Below are 21,396 nucleotides of genomic sequence, written 5' to 3'. Positions count from 1 at the left end.
GCGACGACCCTAGAGAGTCGACGTCGCCACGATCAAGGCAAATATTCATCAGGTGAGATATTTTGGGGGCCCAGGATCGGTTTGTCGGTACGGTCACGCCCGGCAACATCCAGCACCCCTGTCCGGCGACATGACCTCGAACTGCCGGAGTTCGTCCGACCTCCGGCCGATCCGATCACCCTGCTGCGGGGCTGGGGCGGTGTCTCAGCTCGTATGGTGTTGATCAAGGACCTCGCCGACCGCAGAGTCGTTCCGGGCTTCTCCACCGACAGCCGCAAGGACCGCGATGTCGTGGCCAATCCTCATGCAGCATTGGACTTCTACCGGCGCGAGCGGGCGCAGCAGATCACCATCAGCGGCAGCATCTCCGAGGCCGACGCAGCGACCTCCGATGCCTTGTTCGCCGACCGGCGCAGTCGACCGCTTCCACCGTCGGCTGCGCTACCGCGCAACGATGATCGCTCCGACGTCGACACGCTGCAATCCTGACACCGGACAGCGCGACGCGTGATCATCGTTGCTCCCCACGCATCGCGGGCCCGGATCGCCACATTCGATCATCGTCGTCAACGCTTCGGATCCGCTCAAATCCGAGCCGCTCGTACAGTAGGGATGGATCTGTAGACCTGCGATCTCGATTGCAGTCCGCGGTGCGCACAACACGGAGCCGTCCGATCCGATGATCCGCGGTCATGATCACGTCCACATCATCGAGCGTCATCGGCCGAAATGTTCTCGCCAAGAGGTCAGCCGACCATCGAGAACCGGTTTCGGCAAATCCTTATCTCGCGCGCGCTGCAGGCAGGTCTTCCGACGCGAAGATCTCGCGCGAGTACTGCCAGGGGTCGCCAGTCTCGATCTCGTCGTCGATATCAACGCAGTCGACTCTGAACCGACGTCGAAATCGGAGCAGCGGTGCTGAGTTTCGTCTTTGTCCACAGCCTTGCTGATTGGCTGGGAAGAACTGTCGGTGGCTGTCCCTAGGGTGGCTCCATGAGTGCGGGCGCGGTGGTCGGTGGGCGGCGGGTGGAGCTTCTCACCGGTGCGTTCCGGCTGCTCCGTGCGTCACGGGCGGCACATGTTGGTTCGGTTGATGATGGCTGTGTTCGTGGCCACGGATCCGCGGGTTTTCCTTGTGTCCACAGGGATGCCGGCTGTCGGGCAAGACTGTCCGCGCCGGTCCGTAGGGTGGTTTCATGAGTACGAGCGGGGTGGTCGGCGGACGACGGGTGGAGCTTCTCACTCGTGCGTCCCGGCTGCTCCGAGCACGGCGCCCGGCGCATCTCGGTCCGGTCGGTAGTAATGGTGATCATGGCCGCGGCTCCGGCGATCTTCTCTTGATCCACAGGGATTCTGGCGCTCGGGCAAGACTGTCGGTGGGTGTCCGTAGGGTGGTTTCATGAGCGCGGGCACGGTGGTCGGTGGGCGACGGGTGGAGCTTCTCACTCGTGCGTCGGAGCTGGCTCGTGCCGAGTGGGCGGCCGGTTGTGGGTTGTTGGAAGTGGTGGCGGAGTGGGTGGTGGCGAACCCTGGTGATGGGTTGGTGCCGCAGCGGACTCGGTTGGAGATGGCCTCGGAGCGAGCGATGGTGTTGGCCGGTGACGGCACGCCGACGGTGGCCGAGACCGCGGCGGCGACGTTGGGGTTGGAGATCGGGCTGAGTCAGTGGCAGGCCTGTCGGCTGGTCGCCGACGTGTTGGATCTGCGGTATCGGTTGCCGCGGATCTGGACCCTGGTGCAGAGCCACGGTGTGCGTCCCGGTCATGCCCGACTGGTTGCTGCCAAGACCCGGTTGTTGTCGGTGCAGCAGGCGGCGGTGGTGGATGCCGAGGTGGTCGGGATGATCAGCGCTGTGACCTATGGCGGGTTGTTGACCGCGATCGATGCCGCCATGCTGCGGGCTGATCCGCAGGGTGCCCGAGTGCGGGCGGAGACGGCTGCCCGGTGGCGGGGTGTCCGGGTGGGTCGGGAGTCCGAGGACGGCGCGATCGATGTTCATGCCCGGATGGATGCCCCGGACGGGATCGCGTTGGGTGAGATGGTGAAGCGGTACGGCCGGTTGTTGCGGGACAACCGGGATCGGTTGCCGGAGTGTGTGCCGGATCGTGATCCGCAGTCGGTGGATGAGTGGGAGGCCTTAGCAGTCGGCCTGTTGCGGTTGCCGTTCGTGACCTGCCGGGTGTTGCTGGAACTCGGCTGCCCGGACCTGTTCGACGCCGCAATCGATCTGTTCACCGCCACCGACAACGACTGCACACCCGACACCGAAACAGATGATCACCGGACCTGTGATGATCATGATTCCCAGGGCGATCACGGCCGCCAGCCACGTGATGATCATGGTCCTGGTGATGATCGTCCTGGTGATGCCCAGCCGGACGGTGATCAGCCCTACCGTGACCAGCCGTATCGCGATCAGCCCGGTGGTGATCCGTGCGATGAGGTGTCTGAAGGTGGGCTGGGCCAGGGTGCTGCCGACCACGCTGACGTTGACCGAGCCGCGGCCGGCTCGACCGCCGGCACTCAACCAGGAGATGGCCGGCCCGATGAAGGCCAGGGCAATGGTGGCCACCACACCGACGATCACGTCGACACCGATCGCGCCGAGACGGATCTGACGGCCGCAGGCCCGACGGATACCGCGTCTCCTGGCGCCGGCCCGACCTCTGACCATCCGACCCACGACCAGCCGGACGGTGATCATCCCGATGACGACTCGCACGATGACGATCTGACAGGCGACGCCCAATCTGACAGTGATCGGGATGCTGCCCGGGAGCGGGCGCTGCGAGCGTTGATCCGCGGCATCGACCCCCACAAACTGTTGCCCCTGTCAGTACTACACGTCCACATCGACGAATCCGCGGTCCGCGGCGACCACGCCGTCGCCCGCGTCGAAGACCTCGGCCCACAACTGGCCGACACCGTCCGCCGCTGGCTGCGCACCGGCACCCGACTGCACATCACACCCGTCATCGACCCCGCATCGGTCACCGCGGTCGACCTCTACGAAACCCCGACCTGGATGCGCGAAGCCCTCCTCGCGCGCAACCCGCGCAGCGTGTTCCCCTTCTCCAACCGGATCAGCCGACTGATGGAGATGGACCACACCATCGCCTACCTGCCACCACCGATCGGACCACCGGGCCAGACCGGCCCCCACAACCTGGGACCGATGGCCACCGGCGAACATCGGGTCAAAACATTCGGCACCGTCCGCGTGCGCCAAGTCGAGCCCGGAACCTTCATCTGGCACACCGAGACCGGCCGGGTGATCATCACCAACCCCGCCGGCACCCACGACCTCGGCACCGGACCCTGGCCCCAACAACTCTGGCATGCCGCAACCAGACCCCAACACCACAAAACAGCCGACTGACCAGACCGAGGGTGGGCCCAGCAGACGTCCCGACCTGCAGCGCTCACGGCGGGGCGGCCGACCAGGCGCTCTGTGGAGGCCCGCCGGGCATCCGGCGCAGCTGACTGAGCGAGGGGTGGTCCGCTGAGCAACTGGCCGGATCGAGTGAGCATCCGGGGCGGTCGGCTACGCATCCGGGTCGATCTCCCCAGCAAAGAGGGACGGCCGACTCAGCAACACGAGACAACGACCAAGCTGATCAACTTCGCGCGTCTTCCAGCGCGTGCTGTTCCCGGTGATCACGCGGGACCGGAGTCAGCTTCGCGGTTGCCCGACCGCTGCGGCGCCGCAGAGGTGCCGACCTGCAGGGCAGGGCCGCCCAACCCGACCAGCTGTGGCCGCGAATTGACTCCTGTCCACTCAGCGTCGCAGTCGCTGCACCAGACGCGCGGTCCACAGATCGCCGTTGCGGGCTTCGAGGTCGACGATCGGGCGCCCGCGCTCGCAGGCCGCGATCGCATCGGACACGAGCCGTACGAAGATCCACGCCATCACTCGATCGGGGTCGACGTCGAGGCGCCCGCAGAAGCTCTCGATGACCGACCTCCACTCGCTCTCGGGATCGTGCAGGTCTCCCTTCCGGAACAGCAGATATTGCACGGCGTCGTAGCCGGGCTCGCCGAGCATCGGCAGCGGATCGATGGCCAACCAGGGGCGACGCGTCGCCGACAGAATGTTGTGATGATGCGTGTCGCCGTGCAGCAGGACCTCGGTGTCGGTCGATCCGGCCAACTGAACCAGTCCATCGACCGCCTCGCCCAGCAACCGTTCGTCGAACGGCCTTCCGACGGCGGCGAAACGATCGGGCAATTGTGCGGCCACCGCCCGGGCACGATCGGTCAGTCGGACGAACTCGACGTCATGATCATGAACGCCGTGGTGCAGTGCCTGGATGACCTCCGCCGCTGCCGCGTCCGCCGCCGACGAACCGATCGTCTCCAACGTCGCACCGGGCCGACACTGCTCGACAAGCATCGCCCCGGATCCCGCGTCCTGCGCAAGCAGCTCGGGCGCGCCGTCACCGGCCCAGATCCGCAGCGCCGCTGCTTCCTGATGGCGGAAGTCGCCGGCGATGGTGCCGGACTCGATCGGCGATGGCAGCGCGATCTTGAGCACGGCCGGGCTTGAGAAGCCATGAACCGGCGCCACCAAGGAGATGTGGCTCCCCGGATACGGACGGGCCAGCCGGATCCCCCACTGGGCACTCAGGTGAGCGCAGAGTTGCGGCAGCCCGGCGAGCCATTCGCGTCCGCGTAGGGTTGCGCCCGCCTCGGCGCGCAGGCGGGCGGGAATGTCCACTGCACGGCTCCTCGTGATCGCGGTGATCAGTGCGGGATCTCGGTTCCGGTGTAATCGGAGAGGTCGTCGATCAGCGGATAGATCATCGCAGCTTCGGAGTCGGGGCCGATCCCGAATTCGGCGGACCGTCGGAAGCCGAACCGTGGATAGTAGGCGGGCACGCCGAGCAGAACGATCATGGCCTCACGACCACGACGGCTCGCCTCCTGCTGTGCGGCGATCACCAGCCGGCTACCGATGCCATGGCGCTGCCATTCCGGGTGAACGCTCAGCGGCCCCAGCTGCAGCACGGGAGGCATCGGCCGTCCGCCGAGGATCTTGCGGCCCAGCAGGCAATGCCCGATGACTGCACCGTCCAGGTCGGCGACCAGGGACAGCTCGGGCACGAATCCGTCCGAGGATCTGATCGCCGCCACCATGTCGACCTCGACCTGTCTGCCGTCGAAAGCCAGTCGGGTGACCGCGGCGATGGCGCCGACGTCAGCATCGGTCTCCGGACGGACGGTGATGTCCGCCGTCCGTCGGGCGGCGTCACCGGACATGCGATCACCGGTTGAAGAGAACACGTGATCATCGTGTCGCAGGCCGCACCCGATGCCGAACGAATTTCCTCCCGATGGTGCTGGACCGCATCCGATATCCACCTTGCCGATCGGTGACAGCCTGGCTAGATTGACCCATAACGTGGATCTGATCGCATCACCGTGATGTGATCGCCGTCCGTGGCGGCCATCCGCCCCTTGAAGGGTCGTGTTGGCATGCCTCAATTCGCTCTCTCCCCCATCGTCGAGCGCTACATCCTGCATGTGAAGGTGCTCCGTGCTTGTGCGCCCGGGCTGTCTGTCGCCTGTCTGGCGCTGTCGATCGTGTCTGCGGCAGCGGCGACCGCGTCGATCGTCTGCACCGGCCGGCTGGTCGCGTCGCTGAATCGCGATCAGCCGACCGCGTTCGGTTGGGCGATTGCCACCGCGCTGACGTTCTTGATCATTCCGCTGGCCGGGTCCGCTCTCAGTGCGGTCGGCCAGGTGATCGCGGATCGGTACCTCGTGCTGATCACCGAAACCGTCTTCGACGCCGGTCTCTCGCCCGACTCACTCACCGTCCTCGAGGATCCGGAGACGGTAGGGCGGCTGAAGACCGCGGGCGAGGCATCGCGGGACTGGCTCTTCCAATCCGGTGTCCAGGCGACCTGGTCGTTGCTGACGATCCGGCTGAGTGCGATCGGCGCATTCGCGGTGCTGACCACCTGGTCATGGTGGCCACCGGTCCTGTTGGCGGTCGGATGGACGGCGTATTCACGCGCGTTCGGACGGTGGAGCAGCACGATCTTCGACGGACTGCTCGACCTGACCGGCACCGACCGGAGACGCGCGGGGTATTTGCGGGACCTGTTGATCCATCCGAACGGCGCCAAAGAGGTCCGCCTCTTCGGGCTGACCGATCTGCTGGTGAGCCGCTACGTCACCGTGTGGCATCGCGCCCAGAGCTTGGTCTGGGCACATCGCAGGTCATCGGTACGCCGCACGCTCATCGTGCTACTGGCGCCACTCGTCGCCACCGCCGTCGTTGTGTTGCTGTTGATCGTGGACGTGGACCGGAGCCGCGTCGACGCCGGCGCCCTGGTGACACTGGTCCAGGCGATCTCGGCGATGGCCGCGTTCGGCCCGCACACCGACCCGCAGGTCGCGTTGACGCGCACCCTGTCGACCCTGTCGGTCCTAGGGCGGACGCGGACCGACCTCGGACTCCCCGAGCTGCTCCCCCCGGTGCAGGGCTCACCTGCCGAGCCTCGATTTTTCCTACCTGCCGAGGATCCGACACCGATTCCGGCAGCGATCCGGCTGACCGACGTCTGCTTCAGCTACCCGACGGCGCCGCGTCCGACGCTGAACGGAGTGAATCTGGAGATCCCCGCCGGACAATCGGTGGCAGTGGTCGGCCTGAACGGTGCCGGCAAGTCCACCTTGATCAAGTTGCTCTGCGGCCTCTATCAGCCCGACACCGGCGCCGTACGGATCGACGAAAGCGATCCGGGCGTGGACCGGACCGTTCGCAGCCGACTGGCGGTGATCTTCCAGGATTTCGTTCGTTATCAGCTGTCGCTGCGCGACAACATCGCTCCGGAGGTGTCGCCATCCGGTGCCGACGCCCTGGTCGCTCGGGCGATGCACGATGCCGAAGGGGACGAGATCCTGCAACGCCTCCAGCACGGCTTCGACACCGTCCTGTCGGCCGAATACACCGGAGGCACCGATCTGTCCGGTGGGCAGTGGCAGCGGGTCGCACTGGCACGAGCCCTGGCTGCGCTGAGCACGGGTGCCGGCGTGTTGATCCTGGACGAGCCGACGGCCGCGCTCGATGTCCGAGCCGAGGCGGCATTGTTCGATCGGTTCCTCACGGTCGCCCGTGGGGCCACCACCGTTCTGGTCAGTCACCGGCTGTCCAGCGTGCGTCATGTCGACCGCATCGTGGTGCTCGCCGACACCGGTGACGGCTCACGGATCGTCGAGGACGGCAGTCATCACGAACTGATCGGTGCCGGCGGTCGGTACGCGGAGCTGTTCAGGCTCCAGGCGTCCCGATTCGGTCAACAACGGGACGCATCGTGATCAAGGCGTTCCGTGCGGTCTGGTTGATCATCTCGACCTCGGTCCGGGTCGATCCGTTGCGATCGGTGTTGTGCCTCGCTGAGTCGGCCGGCGTGGCGATGGCGGTGCTTCGACCGATGTTCCTGGCGTGGATGATCACCGGCGCTGGTCACCGGGATCTGCAGCGGATCGTGCTCGGAGCCGCCCTGTTCGTGGCCTCGATCGCCGCCGACAAGGCCCTGTGCATGATCGGTGTCAACGCCAGGATCCGACAACTCGAAAAGGTCAGCCACACCTTTCAGGCGCGGGTCGCCGAGATCACGGCCCGGATCCCGACGCTTGATCATCTGGAGTCCCCGCAGTACTTGGACCAGTCCCAGCTCCTCCGGGAGCGGAGCGGGACCCTCGGCGTCGCGCTCAATACTCTACTGAACACGCTCAACGACGTCGTTCGGGTCGGGGGCACGCTGATCCTGGCGGCCGCCGCCGACCGCCGTGTCCTGCTGATCGCTGTCGCCGGTATCCCGTTGTTGATCAGCACCCGGTGGTTCGTTCGTTGGCAGGCCGCTGCGGAGAACTCGTCGGCACAGCCGGGCCGGTTGACCGCACACCTGCTCGGACTTGCCAGCGACCCGTCCGCCGGTGCCGAGATCATGGTGTTCGATCGCGGCACCGTCCTCCGCCGACATCTGCATCAGGCGGCGCTGCGATGGCGGCGGCCGTTCACCGAACTGGCTCGGCGGACGGCCGCCGTCGAGTCGGCATGCCACGTGCTGTATTTCATGATCGCCGGCGTCGTCCTGGCGTGGCTGGTGGCCGACGTGCTGAACGGACTGCTGGCGGTCGGCTCCTTCGTGCTCGCCCTGCTGCTCGTCAATCGCATCCAGTCCGGCAACCAGGATCTGCTCGAGGCAACCGGCAATCTGATCGACATGATCCGTACGACGATGCGGCTGCTCTGGCTGCTGGACTACCGGCAGCAGGTCTCGTCGGCCGACTCCGGCCAGCAGCACCCACCCCGGACGTTCAGAAGCGGCATCACGCTGGACCGCGTGAGCTACCGGTACTCAGCCGATCGCCGACCGGCCGTGGACGAGGTGTCCCTTCGGCTGCCGGCCGGCACCGTGGTCGCCGTCGTCGGGGAGAACGGCGCCGGCAAGACCACCCTGGTGAAGTTGCTCACCGGGATGTATCGGCCGACCGACGGTCTGATCCTGATCGACGATGTTGATCTTGCTCAACTCGACACGTCGGCCTGGCGGTGTCGGATCAGTGCCGCCTTCCAGGACTATCTGCAGCCACAGTTCCTGGCCTCCGAGGCCATCGGTCTGGGCGACCCTCGGTATCTCGACGACCGTCGTCGGCTACGGTCGGCCGCCCGACGCGGAACGGCCGAGACCGTCATTGATCAACTCCCGGCCGGCCTAGACACCCAGCTCGGTGCCCAGTGGCCGGACGGCGTGGATCTGTCCGGCGGTCAATGGCAACGGATCGCCCTTGCCCGCGGCATGATGCGGGACGACCCGTTGCTGCTGGTCCTCGACGAGCCGACGGCGGCGCTCGACGCGGCCACCGAGAACGACCTCTTCGAGCGGTACGCCGAGGCAGCCCGCTCGGGCAGCCGGACCGGGATGATCACGTTGCTGATCACCCACCGCTTCTCGACCGTCGCGGCGGCCGACCTGATCATCGTCCTGGACCACGGCCGGCTGATCGAGGTCGGAACCCACCGCCAATTGCTGCGCAGCGGCGGTCACTACGCCGAGCTCTATCGACTGCAGTCGAAGGGCTACCGTCGGTGACCGCCGCGCCAGTGCTAGCGCGTGACCCCGCCCGGCGCGTCGCCGAGCGGGACCGGTGCCGGCCGTTCACAGCTGGTCTCGACCTCGACCGCTACCCCGTCGGAAGCCGAACGGAGGAAGGACAACATCACGTCCAACGCGTGCAGAGCAAGATCACCGGAAGCCCGGATCTGCTGGTCGGCAGGTGTCACCGCGAGATCGGCGATGCCGTAGCCGCGACCGGCGTCACGATAGCCGGCGCTGACCGGCAGGACACTCCACTCACCGCCGACCGGATGCACCGAGACGTCGCCGTCGAAGCGGTTCGGGTCGGGCACGATCAACGAGCCGTCGGTGCCGTGCACCTCGATGTTGGATGCCTTGCTGGCCGCGGCGTCGAAGCTCATCACCACGGTGGAGAGCACTCCGGACTCGTGCACCAGGACGCCGGTGACGTGGGTGTCGACCGCGACATCGAAGCTCTCGCCCGCCCGGTCACCGGATCCGATGGTCCGCGTCGTACGGGTGTGGCTGGCCTCGGCGATCACCCGACGGACCGGCCCGAGGATGGTGATCAACGCCGAGACGTAGTACGGCCCCATGTCCAGCACCGGGCCGCCGCCAGGCTGGTAGTAGAAGTCCGGATTGGGATGCCAGCGCTCGTGACCCGGTGTCACCATCGTCGCGGTCGCCGCGATCGGGCTGCCGATCACACCGTCGTCGACCGCCTTGCGGGCAGTCTGGATGCCGGTTCCGAGCACGGTGTCCGGTGCCGAGCCGACCCGGACACCGGCCGCACGGGCCGCCTCGATGATCTTGTTCCCGTCCTCCAGCGTCGCCGCCAGGGGCTTCTCCCCGTAGACCGTCTTACCGGCCGCGATGGCCTGCAACGCAACCTCGGCATGAGCCGCAGGCAGGGTCAGGTTGAGCACGACGTCGACGTCGTCACTGGCGACCAGTTCGGCGACCGTCAGCGCCCTGGCACCGTACTTCTCCGCCACCGCAGCCGCTCGCTGTTGATCAAGGTCGGCGACCGCGACCAACTCCAGGATCGGCAGTCGCTCGATCACGGCGAGGTACTGACCGGAGATGTTGCCGGCACCGACCATCCCGATCCTGATCTTGGTCGCTTCGCTGCCGGCGCTCATCGGGTCACCCACAGCAGGCCGCGCTCGATGATCGTCTTGACCGACGGGTCCTGGACGACGGTGAGCTGATGACCGGGGGTGCAGACGAAGACCGTGCCTTCGCCCCATTGCCGGGTCCAGATCGCCGGGCAGGTGATCGGACGATGCCAGTTGTCGAAATCACGGGCCGGGATCGTGGTGGTGGCCAGAACGTCGTTGTAGTCGTCACTGAGCACCCAGTACTGCTCGGTCTCCAGCTCGAAGTCGGAGATCCCGGCGACGATGGGATGGTCGGCCTGATCATCGACGATGTCGACGGTGTAGCGGACGAAGTTGTTGCTCGCCCCACCGGTCAGATTTTCCGGGCGATCCCGGACCTGGTGATGGGCGAACTGGCCACCGATCAGCTGCAGGTAATCGGCCTCGTTGCGGTAGGAGTCGGCGATGCCGCCGTGCCAGCCGGCCAACCCGGTGCCGGCGGCGACCGCCTTCTGCAGGCCGGCCAGCTCGTCCTTCTCGATGGTCGACATCGTGACCACCTGGACGACCAGGTCGACACCGGCCATGACCTCGGCATCGGCGTAGATCTTGGTGCTCTCCTCGACCCGGACCTGGTAGCCCTGCTCCGTCAGGAACGGGACGAAGAAGTCGGTGGTCTGGACCGGCTCGTGGCCGTCCCAGCCGCCTCGGACGATCAACGCCTGCTTGCCGGTCATGTCCCGGGCTGTGCGATCGCTGCTGGGGTCAGCCTTGGTCTGGCTCTGTTCGGTCGTCATCGGCGCTCGACGTCTCTCCTCGGATTGCGGCAGCGGATGCCCGCGGCCGCCGTAGGCTGGTGAAGTTGCGCAAACCCCGCACTGCGTGGGTGCGTAGCAAGCAGCGTTCCACTCGCCTGATCCACTGTCAATCGACGCGAGGCCGAGATCTCGCCCCTCGACCCTCCTCCGGGCATGTTGCGCAAATCTGCCCCTGCCGTGAGGATGAATTCCGTGATCAGCAGTCCCCGGCAACCGACATTGGCCGACATCGCTGCCCGGGCAGGCACGACGATTCCGACGGTGTCGAAGGTGCTGAACGGTCGCTCCGATGTGTCCGAAGGCACCCGGCGCCGGATCATGGATCTGGTCGCCGAAACCGGATATCGGCGACGCGGCTCGACAGCTGCGCGGCCGGCGTCGGCCCGCCCGGCCGGTGACCGACGACTGATCGACCTGGTGATCAGCGGGGTCGCCGGCGGCTGGGCCAACCAGGTGCTGATCGGGGTGGAGAGCGCCGCCGCTGCAGCCGGCCTGGAACTGGTCGTCACCGTTGCCGGCGGCCAGAGCGACGGCAATCGGGAGGACTGGGTGACGCGGCTGCTGGCGCGTTCGTCGGCCGGCGCCGTACTCGCGCTGGTCGACGCCTCGACCCAGCAGCTGGCGATGCTGACCGCCGCCGGCATTCCGGTGGTGTTGCTGGATCCGGTCGATCGGCCACCGGAAGGCATCGCGTCGGTCGGCGCGACCAACTGGCCGGCCGGTCGCGACGTCGCTGAACACCTGCTGGGCTTGGGACATCGCCGATTCGGCGTCCTCGCCTGGAGCAAGGATCTGCTCTACAGCCGGGCCCGGGTCGACGGCTTCTGCTCCGCCGTCGGTGAGCTGGCCGGCGAGGAGTCCGAGATCTCGACGCTCTACGTCGACGGCCGGCTGAACGCCGTCCAGGCGGCGGCCCGGCTACTCGATTCGGCGGACCGGCCGACCGCCGTCTTCGCCGGTGCCGACACCCTCGCCCTGGGCGTTCTGCAGGTCGCCGCGGACCGCGGCATCGCGATCCCGGACGACCTCAGTGTGGTCGGCTTCGACGACGTCCCGGAGGCGAAGTGGGCCGGGCTGAGCACCGTACGGCAGCCGATCGCCGAGATGGGCGCGGCAGCCCTCCGACTACTGCTGCGGCAACGCGACGCCGACCGGCGCTTGCCCCGCGAAGAACTGGCCACCACCCTGGTCCTTCGCGCCAGCACTGCCGCACCAGCACGGCACCCCTGACACCTTCGGATTCGCGGGCGTTCTCCGCGCGTTCACCTGCGTGACTTGTCCGGCAATGTCATGATGGGCGTTTATTGTCCGCCGAATCCCGGAACCGCACCCGCAATGAACCTGCTCAGACTTCCGACGCTGCTCGATCCGCGGCACCTCGCGCTACGCACCGGATCGAACGACGCCGCCGTCGCGCCCCGGCAGCAGCATCGGCGGCAGCCGATCGCGCTCCCCGAGGCCGAGCCGGCCGAGGTCGGAATGGATGCCGCAGCGTTGCAACGGGCGACGTCCTTGGCGAGCCGGCGCGGCGCGGCCGTCCAGCTCTGCGTGATCCGGCACGGCCGGGTGGTCAGCAACCAGGCGATCAACTGTGAACCGGACGGGCTGTTCTGGATCTTTTCGGCCAGCAAGCCCTACACCACGGTCCTGATCCACCAGTTGGCCGAGCGCGGTCTGTTCGATCTGGACGATCCGGTGGCGACCTACTGGCCCGAGTTCGGCCAGCACGGCAAGGACGGCATCACGATCCGGCACGTGCTGCAACACCGCACCGGGTTCGCCACCGCCGGCGGCGCGCTCCGGGACGTGCTGGCCTGCACCGATTGGCAGCGTGCGGTGCGGATCATCGAGGGATTCCGGCCCCGACGGCAACCGGGCACCGAACCGGCCTACCAGTTCCTGATCTTCGGCTTCATCCTCGGTGAGGTCGTGCAGCGGATCACCGGGCGGCCGTTCGCCGACGTGTTGTTCGATCAGCTGATCGAACCGTTGCAGGTGGCCGACACCCATCTCGGGATCGGCCCCGACCTGGCGCCCCGGCAGGTGCCGGTCGAATTCCGGCATCTCGGCGGACGGATCGCCGCCGGTGGCATCAACCGACCGGCCACCCGGCAGGCGGTGATGCCCAGCGCCGGCATCTCGGCGACCGGCTACGACGTCGCCCGGTTCTATCAGATGCTGCTGGATGGTGGCCTGGTCGGGGACCGGCAGCTGATCAGCCCCGAGGCGATCCGCCGTGCCCGAACCCCCAGCAGCAACGGCGAGATCGACGGCTTCTGCCGCGCACCGGTGCCCTGGTCGCTGGGCTTCCAACTCGGTGGCCTGCGCGGCCCCGGCCGGGTGCCGCCGTTCGGCTATCGCAGCAGCCGCAACACCTTCGGCCACAACGGCAGCAACTGCTGTGTGGCCTGGGCCGACACCGATCGCGATCTCGCGTTTGCCTACCTGACCAATCTCCGCAGCTACACCGCGACCGACATGGCTCACCTGGCCGCAGTCGCCGATCACGTGTTCGCCGCCTGCCGGGACTGAACCCTGTCACCGGGGTGGGCGATGATGGGCACACCATGCCGAGCTGGACGCTGCGGGCGGTGCAGAAGGCCGCCCCGGATGCCGCGTCCTTGACGGCTGCCCGCAGGCTGGCCGGGCCGGGGCCGTGGTCCGATGTCGGCAGCACGGCAACCCTGGTCTGGGGCAAGTGTCAAGGATCGGGCGCGACGCCCTACCAAGTCAGCATCGACAGCACCGGCCCGACCTATCGGTGCTCCTGTCCGAGTCGGAAGTTTCCCTGCAAGCACGCTCTGGCGTTGATGCTGCGATTCTCGGCATCGGAGGATGACGACGACACCGCCGCCCCGAGCGCCGGTGATGGAGTGCCCGAGTGGGCTCGTGCCAAGGCGCAGCGGGCCGCCGACGACGCCGACCGGGAGGCCCGGGCCAAGAAGCCGGTCGACGCGGCCGCGCGGGCCAGGCGGATCGCCGATCGGCGGGCCCTGATGAGCGCCGGGATCGAGGATTTCGCCCGCTGGCTGACCGATCTCGTACGCGGCGGGTTGGCCGAGGCGGGCCGGCAACCCCTCGACTGGTGGGACCGGACGGCGGCCCGGCTGGTCGACGCCCAACTGCCGGGACTGGCCGAACGGGTCCGTCGGATGAGTGTGGAGTCCGAACGCGGCGAGGCAGCGAGCCGGCTGTTCCTCGAGATCGGTCGATGGTGGCTGGCCGTGCGTGCCTGGCGTCGTTTCGACGAGCTCGATGAGCCGACCCGGGCCGACCTGCGCGTGGTGCTGGGCTGGCATGTCAGCACCGACGACGTCCGCGCCGGCGATGCGATCACCGACGACTGGGTGGTGCTCGGTGCCTATCGGAGCGAGGACGAGGGTGCCATCTCCCAGCAGCGCACCTGGCTGCGCGGTGAACGGTCCGGTGAGATCGTCCAGATCCTCGACTTCGGAGCCCAGGGCCGGCCACTCCCGATCGCCCGGCTGGCCGGCTCGGTGCTGTCCGCCGAACTCGCCCGCTATCCCGGACACTCGCCGCGCCGGGCATTGTTCGCCGAGGAGCCCGAAGCACTGAACCGGACCGCGCCGCTGCGACCGATCGGGGCCGGGCCGGGGCTCACGATCGACGGCGGTCTGGCCGCGCTGAACGCCATCTGGCAGCACAACCCGTGGGCCGATCGAGCACCCGTCCTGCTGCACGGGGCCGTCGGGCTCCGGCAGACCGGCCGACGGCGCGACGAGCAGACCGCCGGTCGACTGACCGACGCCGACGGTGCGCGGATCGACCTGACCGACGGCTCCCCGACATTGCTGGCGCTGACCGGCGGACTGCCGGTGACGATCTTCGGCGAACTCGAACGCGAACGGTTCCGGCCGCTCTGCGTCGAGACCGAGGAGGGCCCGGTCCCGCTATGACCCGACCGACCGACGAAGCCGTCCGCTCCTGGTGGGCCGAGGTCAGCACCGCCGCACTGTTCGGCACCGGACGCAGACCATTGCCGCCGGTCCCGCCCGGAATGCCGTCCCGCCCCGCCGCGACACCGGAGATCGCCCTGCTGGACGCCGCCGCGCTCGGTGCCGCACTGACCCGGGCCGGCCGACATCCCGAGGCCGGCACGGTCGACGGGCCCGGCGACCGTACGACGCCGGCCGACCCCGACCGGCGGACCGAACCGAACCCACGGGCCCGTCAGCTGCTGGAGTTGATCATCAGCCAGTCCCCTGCCGGCCCACGACTGCAACGGCGACTGCTGCAGCACTGGTTGACCGCCGCGGCGGCATCCGATCATCGGATCCCGCATCGCTGGCTGCCGACCGTGATCGAGCTCGCCCGGCGGGACACCGCACTGCAGCCACTGGTCAAGATCACCGCCGACGCTCGCGGCCGCTGGCTCGGCGGACTGCAACCCGAGTGGGGCTGGTTGTTGCAGGATCCGGACGCCCCGATCGACCCGCAGCAGTGGGCCCGGCAGAGCACAGCGGAGCGGGTCCAGGCCGTCCGTCGACTGCGAGAGCGGGACCCGGCCGCCGTCCGGGACCTGATCGCCTGCACCCTGCCGACCGACGGCGCCCAGGATCGGGCGACGCTGCTGAACTGCCTGAGGATCAATCTCGGACCGGACGACGAATCCCTTCTGGAGCAGGGACTTGACGACCGGTCGATGCTGGTCCGAGCGACCGCCGCACGACTGTTGGACGGACTTCCCGGATCGGCACGGGCACAGCGGATGGCCGAGCGGTTGACCCCGCTGCTGGCCGAGCCCGGGGCGTCCGATCAGAGGTTGATCATCGATCTGCCGACCACTCCGACCGATGTCGGCGTCCGGGACGGGCTCGGCCGACCCCCGACCCGGCGTTCCGAACGCGGCTACTGGCTGGAACGACTCGCGGCCGGCGCCCCGCTCACCGTGTGGACCACCGTGACAGGCCGCGACCCGGCCCACAGCTGGGCGATGATCACCGACGACGACGCCCGGCACGGCATCGTTGCCGCCGTGCTGGCCCGGAACGATCGTCGATGGGCGCGGGCGATCGCGCCACAGGCCGACATTCCCGAGCTGTATCGACTGTTGCCGCTGAAGGAGTGGGACCCGTTGGCGGCCGCTGCGGTTGCCCGGCTGACGACAGGGGCGAAGGTCCGGACCATGATCGAATCCGCGCCGGCACCATGGGGCCCGGACTTCAGCCGAGCGGCGATCGACACCGTGACCCGGTTGAAGGGTCGGCTGTCGGAGCTGCTCGATCCGATGGCTCACGGCCTGCACCCCGCCGCCCTGGGCCGGCTGACCGAACTGGCCACCGGGGCCGGCGACTTCGCGGCCCGCGAGGCAGCCGGCCGACTGACCCAGTACCTGACCCTGACCACCGAGATCACGGAGGCGTTGAGATGACCGAGGCCGGCACCGGACCCGAACTGCTGCGAGCACACGCCGAGGACGCCTACGCCGCCGAACTGAGCGCGCTCGCAGCCACCGACGACCGACCGCGGCCACCGCGCTGGCAGCTTTCGCCCTGGGCGGTGACCAGCTATCTGCTCGGCGCCGAACTCCCCGACGGCACCGTGATCAGCGCCAAGTACGTCGGCGACCGGCGGCTGATCGAGATCGCGGTCGCCTCGCTGGCCACCGACCGCGCCCTGCTGCTGCTCGGCGTCCCGGGTACGGCCAAGACCTGGGTCAGTGAACATCTCGCCGCCGCGATCAGCGGCGACTCCACCCTGCTGGTCCAGGGCACCGCCGGCACTCCGGAGGAGTCCCTGCGCTACGGCTGGAACTACGCCCGACTGCTTGCCGAGGGGCCGAGCCGGGACGCCATGGTGCCCAGCCCGGTGATGCGAGCGATGCAGACCGGAGCTCTGGCCCGGGTCGAGGAGCTGACCCGGATCCCGGCCGACGTGCAGGATGCGCTGATCTCCATCCTGTCGGAGAAGACGCTGCCGATCCCGGAACTGGACGATGAGGTCCAGGCTCTGCAGGGCTTCAACGTGATCGCCACCGCCAACAGCCGGGACAAGGGCGTCAACGATCTCTCCTCGGCGCTGAAGCGGCGATTCAACACCGTGGTGCTGCCGTTGCCCGACACGCTGGAGTCGGAGGTGCAGATCGTCCGCCAGCGCGTGGTCTCGATCGGACACTCGCTGCAGCTCCCGGCCGAACTGGACGACGCCGCGCAGATCGAGCGGGTGGTGACGATCTTCCGCGAGCTGCGGGACGGCCACACCCTGGATCGACGGACCACCGTCAAGTCGCCGACCGCCACCCTGTCCACCGCCGAGGCGATCTCGGTGATGACCAACGGTGTCGCCCTGGCAGCCCATTTCGGCGACGGGAGGATCCGCGCGGTCGACGTGGCCGCCGGCCTGATCGGCGCCGTGATCAAGGATCCGGTGCAGGACAGGATCGTCTGGCAGGAGTATCTGGACACCGTGGTCAAGGACCGTGACGACTGGGCCGACCTGTACCGTGCCTGCCGCGAACTGAGCTGATCATCGATGGCGACGGTCGAGGTACTGGGGATCAGGCACCACGGTCCCGGGTCGGCGCGTTCGGTGCTGCAGGCGTTGGACGAGTTGCGACCGGACCTGGTGATCATCGAAGGACCACCGGAGCTGGACGGCCTGCTGTCGCTGGCCGCCGATCCCGATCTGGTGCCGCCGGTCGCGGCGCTGATCTACGTCACCGACGAACCGCACCGGGCGTCGTTCTATCCGTTTGCGTCCTTCAGCCCCGAATGGGTCGCGCTGCGCTGGGCGATCGGCAACAGCGCCGACGTACGGTTCGCCGATCTGCCGGCGACCAACTTCCTGGCCATGACCGACCGTCGGCAACACCCTGGCTCGGATCCGATCGGACGGTTGGCCGCCGCGGCGGGATACGACGACCCGGAACGCTGGTGGGAGGACGCGGTCGAGCACCGCGCATCCTCAACCCTGCAACGGTTCTCGCTGATCGGCGAGGCGATGGCGGTGATTCGGGAGCAGGACGCCGAGCAGTCCCCGGATCCGGAGACGTTGCGCCGGGAAGCCGCGATGCGCAAGATCATCCGCGCCGAGCTACGTGCCGGCCGCGAATCCGTGGTGGTCGTCTGCGGCGCCTATCATGCTCCCGTCCTGGTGCCGGACAGTTTCCCCACAGCGACCTCGGACAACCGGCTGCTGACCAAGCTGCCGCGGACCAAGGTCACGGCAACCTGGGCACCCTGGACGGCCGGCCGACTGGCGACCTCCAGCGGATACGGCGCCGGCATCACCGCACCCGGCTGGTATGCCCATCTCTTCAGCTGTTGGGAATCCGGACGTGCCGAGGAGGTGGTCCCGAGCTGGCTCACCCGGGTGGCCCGGACGCTGCGTGATCAAGGACTCGACGCGGCTCCGGCCACCGTCGTCGACGCCGTCCGGCTGGCCGATGCGCTGGCCGCCATCCGTGGCCGACCGTCGGTCGGTCTCGCGGAACTGACCCACGCCAGCCAGGCGGTGCTGTGTGGCGGCTCCGCGATCCCGCTCCAACTGATCGACCGGACGCTGGTCGTCGGCGAAGAGCTCGGCCGGGTGCCCGACTCGGCACCGCTGGTCCCTCTGGCCCAGGACCTGACCCGGCTCCAGCGACGGCTCCGGATGAAGCCGTCGGCGACGCCGACCGACATCATGCTCGACCTCCGCAAGGACAGCCAACGCGACCGATCGCTGCTGCTGCACCGGTTGCGACTGTTGGGCATCGACTGGGGCCGACAGATCGACGCCGGCGGCAGTACCGGCACGTTCAAGGAGGCCTGGCGTCTGGAGTGGACACCCGAATTCGCCGTCGGCCTGGTCGAGGCGGGGCTGTACGGGACGACAGTGCTGGACGCAACGGAGAATCGCGTCGCCGAACGCGCCCGATCCGCCGACCTGGCCATCCTCGCGACGTTGATCGAGGAGGCGTTGCTGGCCGAGCTGCCACGGGCCCTGACCGCGGTCACGTCGGCGCTGGCCGAGCAGACCGCCCAGCAGCACGACACGCTGACCCTGCTCGGAGCGATCGAACCGTTGGCCCGGGTGCACCGCTACGGCGACGTCCGACAGGCCGACACCAGCCTGGTCGGCGGCGTCCTGGAGTCGGTCGTGACCCGAGCGGCGATCGGCCTGCGCGCCGCCTGCGGGTCGGTTGACGACGACGCCGCAGCAACCTTGCGGGAGGCGATCGACGCCGCGCACCGTGGTGTCGCGTTGAGCGGGATCGGTGATCAGGCATGGCAACCGGCGCTGGAGCTGGTGGCGGCCGACGACCGGGTACACGGGCTGATCGGAGGACGGCTGAACCGGATCCTGACCGATTCGGGTGCGGTGTCCGCCGAGGAGTGCGCCCTGCGGCTCAGCCGGCGACTGTCCCGCGCCGTTCCGGCGGCCGCGGGCGCGGCCTGGCTGGAAGGCTTCCTGGACGGCGATGCACTGCTGTTGCTCCATGATCAACAACTACTGACCATGATCGACGACTGGGTGGCCGACATCGACGAGGCGAGCTTCGACGACCTGGTGCCGTTGCTCCGCCGGACCTTTGCCCGTTTCGAACCCGCCGAACGACGCCAACTCGGCCATCACCTGTCGCGACGGGACCGGACCTCCGACTCCCCCGCCGCGGAGAGCATGATCGACGTCGAACGTGCCTGGCCGGTCGTCCGGCGGGTCGGCGACCTGCTCGGCCTGGAGGTGGCATGACATCCGACGATCAGCACGCGGCCGATCCGACGGAACGGGAACGGTTGACCCGCTGGAGGCTGGTGCTGGGCGGCGGCGACGCTGACGGCCTGACCACCACCGACATCGAATCCGGCAGCGCCGCCGGCGACGACCTCGAGCTCAGCGACGACGACCGGATCCGCGATCGCGCGTTGTCCGAGCTCTACGACGGCAACCGGCGCGGCGGACTCGGCGCCTCGGCACCCCGGGTCGCGCGCTGGCTCGGTGACATCCGAGGTTACTTCCCCAGCTCGGTGGTCCAGGTGATGCAGACCGATGCGATGCAGCGGCTCGGCCTGCACCGGTTGCTGACCGAGCCGGAGATGCTGGAGGCGGTGCAGCCCGACATCGGCCTGGTCTCCACGCTGATCGGGCTCAACCGGGTGATCCCCGAACACAGTCGCTCGACGGCACGCCGGGTCGTCCGGCAGGTCACCGACGACCTGGAACGACGGCTGGCCGCAGCCACCGTGCAGGCGGTTTCCGGAGCCCTGAACCGCGCGGCGAAGACCCGCCGACCCCGGCACGCCGACATCGATTGGGGCAAGACGATCGCTGCCAACCTGCAGCACTATCTGCCCGAGTACCGCACGGTCGTTCCGGAACGGCTGATCGGCCATGCCCGCCGTACTCAACAGGTGCAACGCCGGATCATCCTCTGCATCGACCAGTCCGGCTCGATGGCGGAGTCGATCGTGTACGCCTCGGTCTTCGGCGCGGTCCTGGCCTCGCTGCGGACCGTGGCCACCAGCATGATCGTTTTCGACACCGAGGTGGTCGACCTGACCGAGGAGTCGGAGGATCCGGTGGAGGTGCTGTTCGGTGTGCAGCTCGGCGGCGGCACCGACATCAACCGGGCACTGGCCTACTGCCAGGGGCTGATCGACCGGCCCGAGGAGACCGTGTTGATCTTGATCAGCGACCTGTACGAGGGCGGCATCGCCGAGGAGATGCTGCATCGGTCGAAACAGATCATCGACTCCGGTGCGACCATGATCACGCTGTTGGCGCTCAGCGACAGCGGGGCGCCGTCCTACGACGCCGGCCATGCGGTGGCACTGTCCGAGCTCGGAGTGCCTGCCTTTGCCTGCACTCCCGACCTGTTCGGTGACCTGATGGCTGCCGCGATCGATCGCCGCGACATCGCCGGCTGGGCCGCCGACAACGACATCAGTGTCGCGGCACCGTCCGACGCTGCCAGCGGTTCCGCGCCGAGGAATGGGCCTTCCGGATCAGCGCCCTGACGTCGGCCTCGGTGCGCCGGCCGGGATTGACGACGGCGAGCCAGCCGAGTTCGCCGTAGACCGGATGGGCCATCACGGTGTCGCTTCGGCTCGGATCGGTGCCCGGCGGTTCGGCGTCCCTCGGCTGTCGTCCCAGCCGGTCGATGAACTCCTGCCGGCCGGCGGCGACATTGACCCGGAAGGTGTCCGGCCGATCGAGCCGGGACCGGTCATCGCCGGGATAGTCCTTGACCACGATGGTGGCGAACGGCTGCCCGGTCGCCGGCACCACCTGGTCCGGTGCGTAGTAGCAGAACACGTCACCCCAGGCGATCTCCGGGCTGCCGTCGCCCGGCCCGGGTCGCCAGACGAGCGTGCCGTCCAACTCCTGCAGCATGGTGATGATCTCGGCTATCGTCATGGTTCCAGCGTTCCATTGAAGTGCATG

Annotated in this window: 16 protein-coding genes; 11 read left to right on the top strand and 5 right to left on the bottom strand. The window is 68.3% G+C overall.

The features are described 5' to 3' along the window. Nucleotides 1-213: 213 nt before the first annotated feature. Entirely contained in the window at nucleotides 214-489 is a 276-nt protein-coding gene (locus tag BLU38_RS25075; protein WP_157683700.1) for a hypothetical protein, read from the top strand. Between the two features lie 910 nt (nucleotides 490-1,399). Next, complete coding sequence (locus tag BLU38_RS25070) at nucleotides 1,400-3,379, top strand: hypothetical protein (RefSeq protein ID WP_091528659.1); 1,980 nt, start codon at nucleotides 1,400-1,402, stop codon at nucleotides 3,377-3,379. A 399-nt stretch (nucleotides 3,380-3,778) separates the two neighbouring features. Here BLU38_RS25070 and BLU38_RS25065 read toward each other — a convergent pair whose 3' ends face one another. Continuing rightward, entirely contained in the window at nucleotides 3,779-4,717 is a 939-nt protein-coding gene (locus BLU38_RS25065) for an aminoglycoside phosphotransferase family protein (RefSeq protein WP_157683699.1), read from the bottom strand. 26 nt (nucleotides 4,718-4,743) lie between these two features. Further along, nucleotides 4,744-5,259 (bottom strand): GNAT family N-acetyltransferase, encoded by a 516-nt coding sequence (locus BLU38_RS25060; RefSeq protein ID WP_157683698.1) that lies wholly within the window; start codon nucleotides 5,257-5,259, stop codon nucleotides 4,744-4,746. A gap of 216 nt (nucleotides 5,260-5,475) precedes the next feature. Between BLU38_RS25060 and BLU38_RS25055 the strand changes: the two genes are divergently transcribed. Continuing rightward, nucleotides 5,476-7,326, top strand: coding sequence for an ABC transporter ATP-binding protein (locus BLU38_RS25055; RefSeq protein WP_091528654.1), 1,851 nt, complete (start codon nucleotides 5,476-5,478; stop codon nucleotides 7,324-7,326). Continuing rightward, nucleotides 7,323-9,107: an ABC transporter ATP-binding protein gene (locus BLU38_RS25050; protein WP_231920031.1), complete on the top strand. Its 1,785-nt coding sequence runs from the start codon at nucleotides 7,323-7,325 to the stop codon at nucleotides 9,105-9,107. The genes BLU38_RS25055 and BLU38_RS25050 overlap by 4 nt, the downstream gene beginning before the upstream one ends. 14 nt (nucleotides 9,108-9,121) lie before the next feature. Here BLU38_RS25050 and BLU38_RS25045 read toward each other — a convergent pair whose 3' ends face one another. Then, nucleotides 9,122-10,234 (bottom strand): Gfo/Idh/MocA family protein, encoded by a 1,113-nt coding sequence (locus BLU38_RS25045; protein ID WP_091528651.1) that lies wholly within the window; start codon nucleotides 10,232-10,234, stop codon nucleotides 9,122-9,124. Continuing rightward, nucleotides 10,231-10,989 carry a ThuA domain-containing protein gene (locus tag BLU38_RS25040; protein ID WP_231920030.1) on the bottom strand — a complete coding sequence of 253 codons (759 nt, stop codon included), beginning with the start codon at nucleotides 10,987-10,989 and terminating at the stop codon, nucleotides 10,231-10,233. The genes BLU38_RS25045 and BLU38_RS25040 overlap by 4 nt, the downstream gene beginning before the upstream one ends. Nucleotides 10,990-11,202: 213 nt before the next feature. Here BLU38_RS25040 and BLU38_RS25035 point away from each other — a divergent pair, with 213 nt between their 5' ends. The 7 genes from BLU38_RS25035 (at nucleotide 11,203) to BLU38_RS25005 (ending at nucleotide 20,969) form a co-directional block, all read left to right on the top strand. After that, a complete protein-coding gene (locus tag BLU38_RS25035) occupies nucleotides 11,203-12,240 on the top strand; it encodes a LacI family DNA-binding transcriptional regulator (RefSeq protein WP_197679854.1) in 1,038 nt (345 codons plus the stop codon). Nucleotides 12,241-12,345: 105 nt separating this feature from the next. Beyond that, nucleotides 12,346-13,542 carry a serine hydrolase domain-containing protein gene (locus tag BLU38_RS25030; RefSeq protein WP_157683697.1) on the top strand — a complete coding sequence of 399 codons (1,197 nt, stop codon included), beginning with the start codon at nucleotides 12,346-12,348 and terminating at the stop codon, nucleotides 13,540-13,542. A gap of 35 nt (nucleotides 13,543-13,577) precedes the next feature. Continuing rightward, entirely contained in the window at nucleotides 13,578-14,927 is a 1,350-nt protein-coding gene (locus BLU38_RS25025; protein WP_197679853.1) for an SWIM zinc finger family protein, read from the top strand. Then, nucleotides 14,924-16,402 carry a DUF5691 domain-containing protein gene (locus tag BLU38_RS25020; protein WP_091528646.1) on the top strand — a complete coding sequence of 493 codons (1,479 nt, stop codon included), beginning with the start codon at nucleotides 14,924-14,926 and terminating at the stop codon, nucleotides 16,400-16,402. Before BLU38_RS25025 ends, BLU38_RS25020 begins: the two co-directional genes overlap by 4 nt. Further along, nucleotides 16,399-17,496 (top strand): ATP-binding protein, encoded by a 1,098-nt coding sequence (locus BLU38_RS25015; protein WP_091528644.1) that lies wholly within the window; start codon nucleotides 16,399-16,401, stop codon nucleotides 17,494-17,496. Before BLU38_RS25020 ends, BLU38_RS25015 begins: the two co-directional genes overlap by 4 nt. 6 nt (nucleotides 17,497-17,502) lie before the next feature. Then, nucleotides 17,503-19,704 (top strand): DUF5682 family protein, encoded by a 2,202-nt coding sequence (locus BLU38_RS25010; protein ID WP_091528641.1) that lies wholly within the window; start codon nucleotides 17,503-17,505, stop codon nucleotides 19,702-19,704. After that, nucleotides 19,701-20,969, top strand: coding sequence for a vWA domain-containing protein (locus tag BLU38_RS25005; protein WP_091528639.1), 1,269 nt, complete (start codon nucleotides 19,701-19,703; stop codon nucleotides 20,967-20,969). Before BLU38_RS25010 ends, BLU38_RS25005 begins: the two co-directional genes overlap by 4 nt. Here the strand turns inward: BLU38_RS25005 and BLU38_RS25000 are convergent. Beyond that, nucleotides 20,896-21,369, bottom strand: coding sequence for a DUF6194 family protein (locus tag BLU38_RS25000; protein ID WP_091528637.1), 474 nt, complete (start codon nucleotides 21,367-21,369; stop codon nucleotides 20,896-20,898). The two genes, BLU38_RS25005 and BLU38_RS25000, sit on opposite strands and share 74 nt — an antisense overlap. Between the last annotated feature and the right edge of the window lie 27 nt (nucleotides 21,370-21,396).

It is taken from the genome of Microlunatus soli (assembly GCF_900105385.1).
GTDB lineage: Bacteria > Actinomycetota > Actinomycetes > Propionibacteriales > Propionibacteriaceae > Microlunatus > Microlunatus soli.
This window is presented reverse-complemented; position numbering and strand designations above follow the sequence as displayed.

What these genes read in the sequence shown, in the direction of transcription:
- BLU38_RS25075 (WP_157683700.1), top strand. Translation starts at nt 214, where the DNA reads ATGGTGTTGATCAAGGACCTCGCCGACCGCAGAGTCGTTCCGGGCTTC.
- BLU38_RS25070 (WP_091528659.1), top strand. Translation starts at nt 1,400, where the DNA reads ATGAGCGCGGGCACGGTGGTCGGTGGGCGACGGGTGGAGCTTCTCACT.
- BLU38_RS25060 (WP_157683698.1), bottom strand. Translation starts at nt 5,259, where the DNA reads ATGTCCGGTGACGCCGCCCGACGGACGGCGGACATCACCGTCCGTCCG.
- BLU38_RS25055 (WP_091528654.1), top strand. Translation starts at nt 5,476, where the DNA reads ATGCCTCAATTCGCTCTCTCCCCCATCGTCGAGCGCTACATCCTGCAT.
- BLU38_RS25045 (WP_091528651.1), bottom strand. Translation starts at nt 10,234, where the DNA reads ATGAGCGCCGGCAGCGAAGCGACCAAGATCAGGATCGGGATGGTCGGT.
- BLU38_RS25040 (WP_231920030.1), bottom strand. Translation starts at nt 10,989, where the DNA reads ATGACGACCGAACAGAGCCAGACCAAGGCTGACCCCAGCAGCGATCGC.
- BLU38_RS25030 (WP_157683697.1), top strand. Translation starts at nt 12,346, where the DNA reads ATGAACCTGCTCAGACTTCCGACGCTGCTCGATCCGCGGCACCTCGCG.
- BLU38_RS25025 (WP_197679853.1), top strand. Translation starts at nt 13,578, where the DNA reads ATGCCGAGCTGGACGCTGCGGGCGGTGCAGAAGGCCGCCCCGGATGCC.
- BLU38_RS25020 (WP_091528646.1), top strand. Translation starts at nt 14,924, where the DNA reads ATGACCCGACCGACCGACGAAGCCGTCCGCTCCTGGTGGGCCGAGGTC.
- BLU38_RS25015 (WP_091528644.1), top strand. Translation starts at nt 16,399, where the DNA reads ATGACCGAGGCCGGCACCGGACCCGAACTGCTGCGAGCACACGCCGAG.
- BLU38_RS25010 (WP_091528641.1), top strand. Translation starts at nt 17,503, where the DNA reads ATGGCGACGGTCGAGGTACTGGGGATCAGGCACCACGGTCCCGGGTCG.
- BLU38_RS25005 (WP_091528639.1), top strand. Translation starts at nt 19,701, where the DNA reads ATGACATCCGACGATCAGCACGCGGCCGATCCGACGGAACGGGAACGG.
- BLU38_RS25000 (WP_091528637.1), bottom strand. Translation starts at nt 21,369, where the DNA reads ATGACGATAGCCGAGATCATCACCATGCTGCAGGAGTTGGACGGCACG.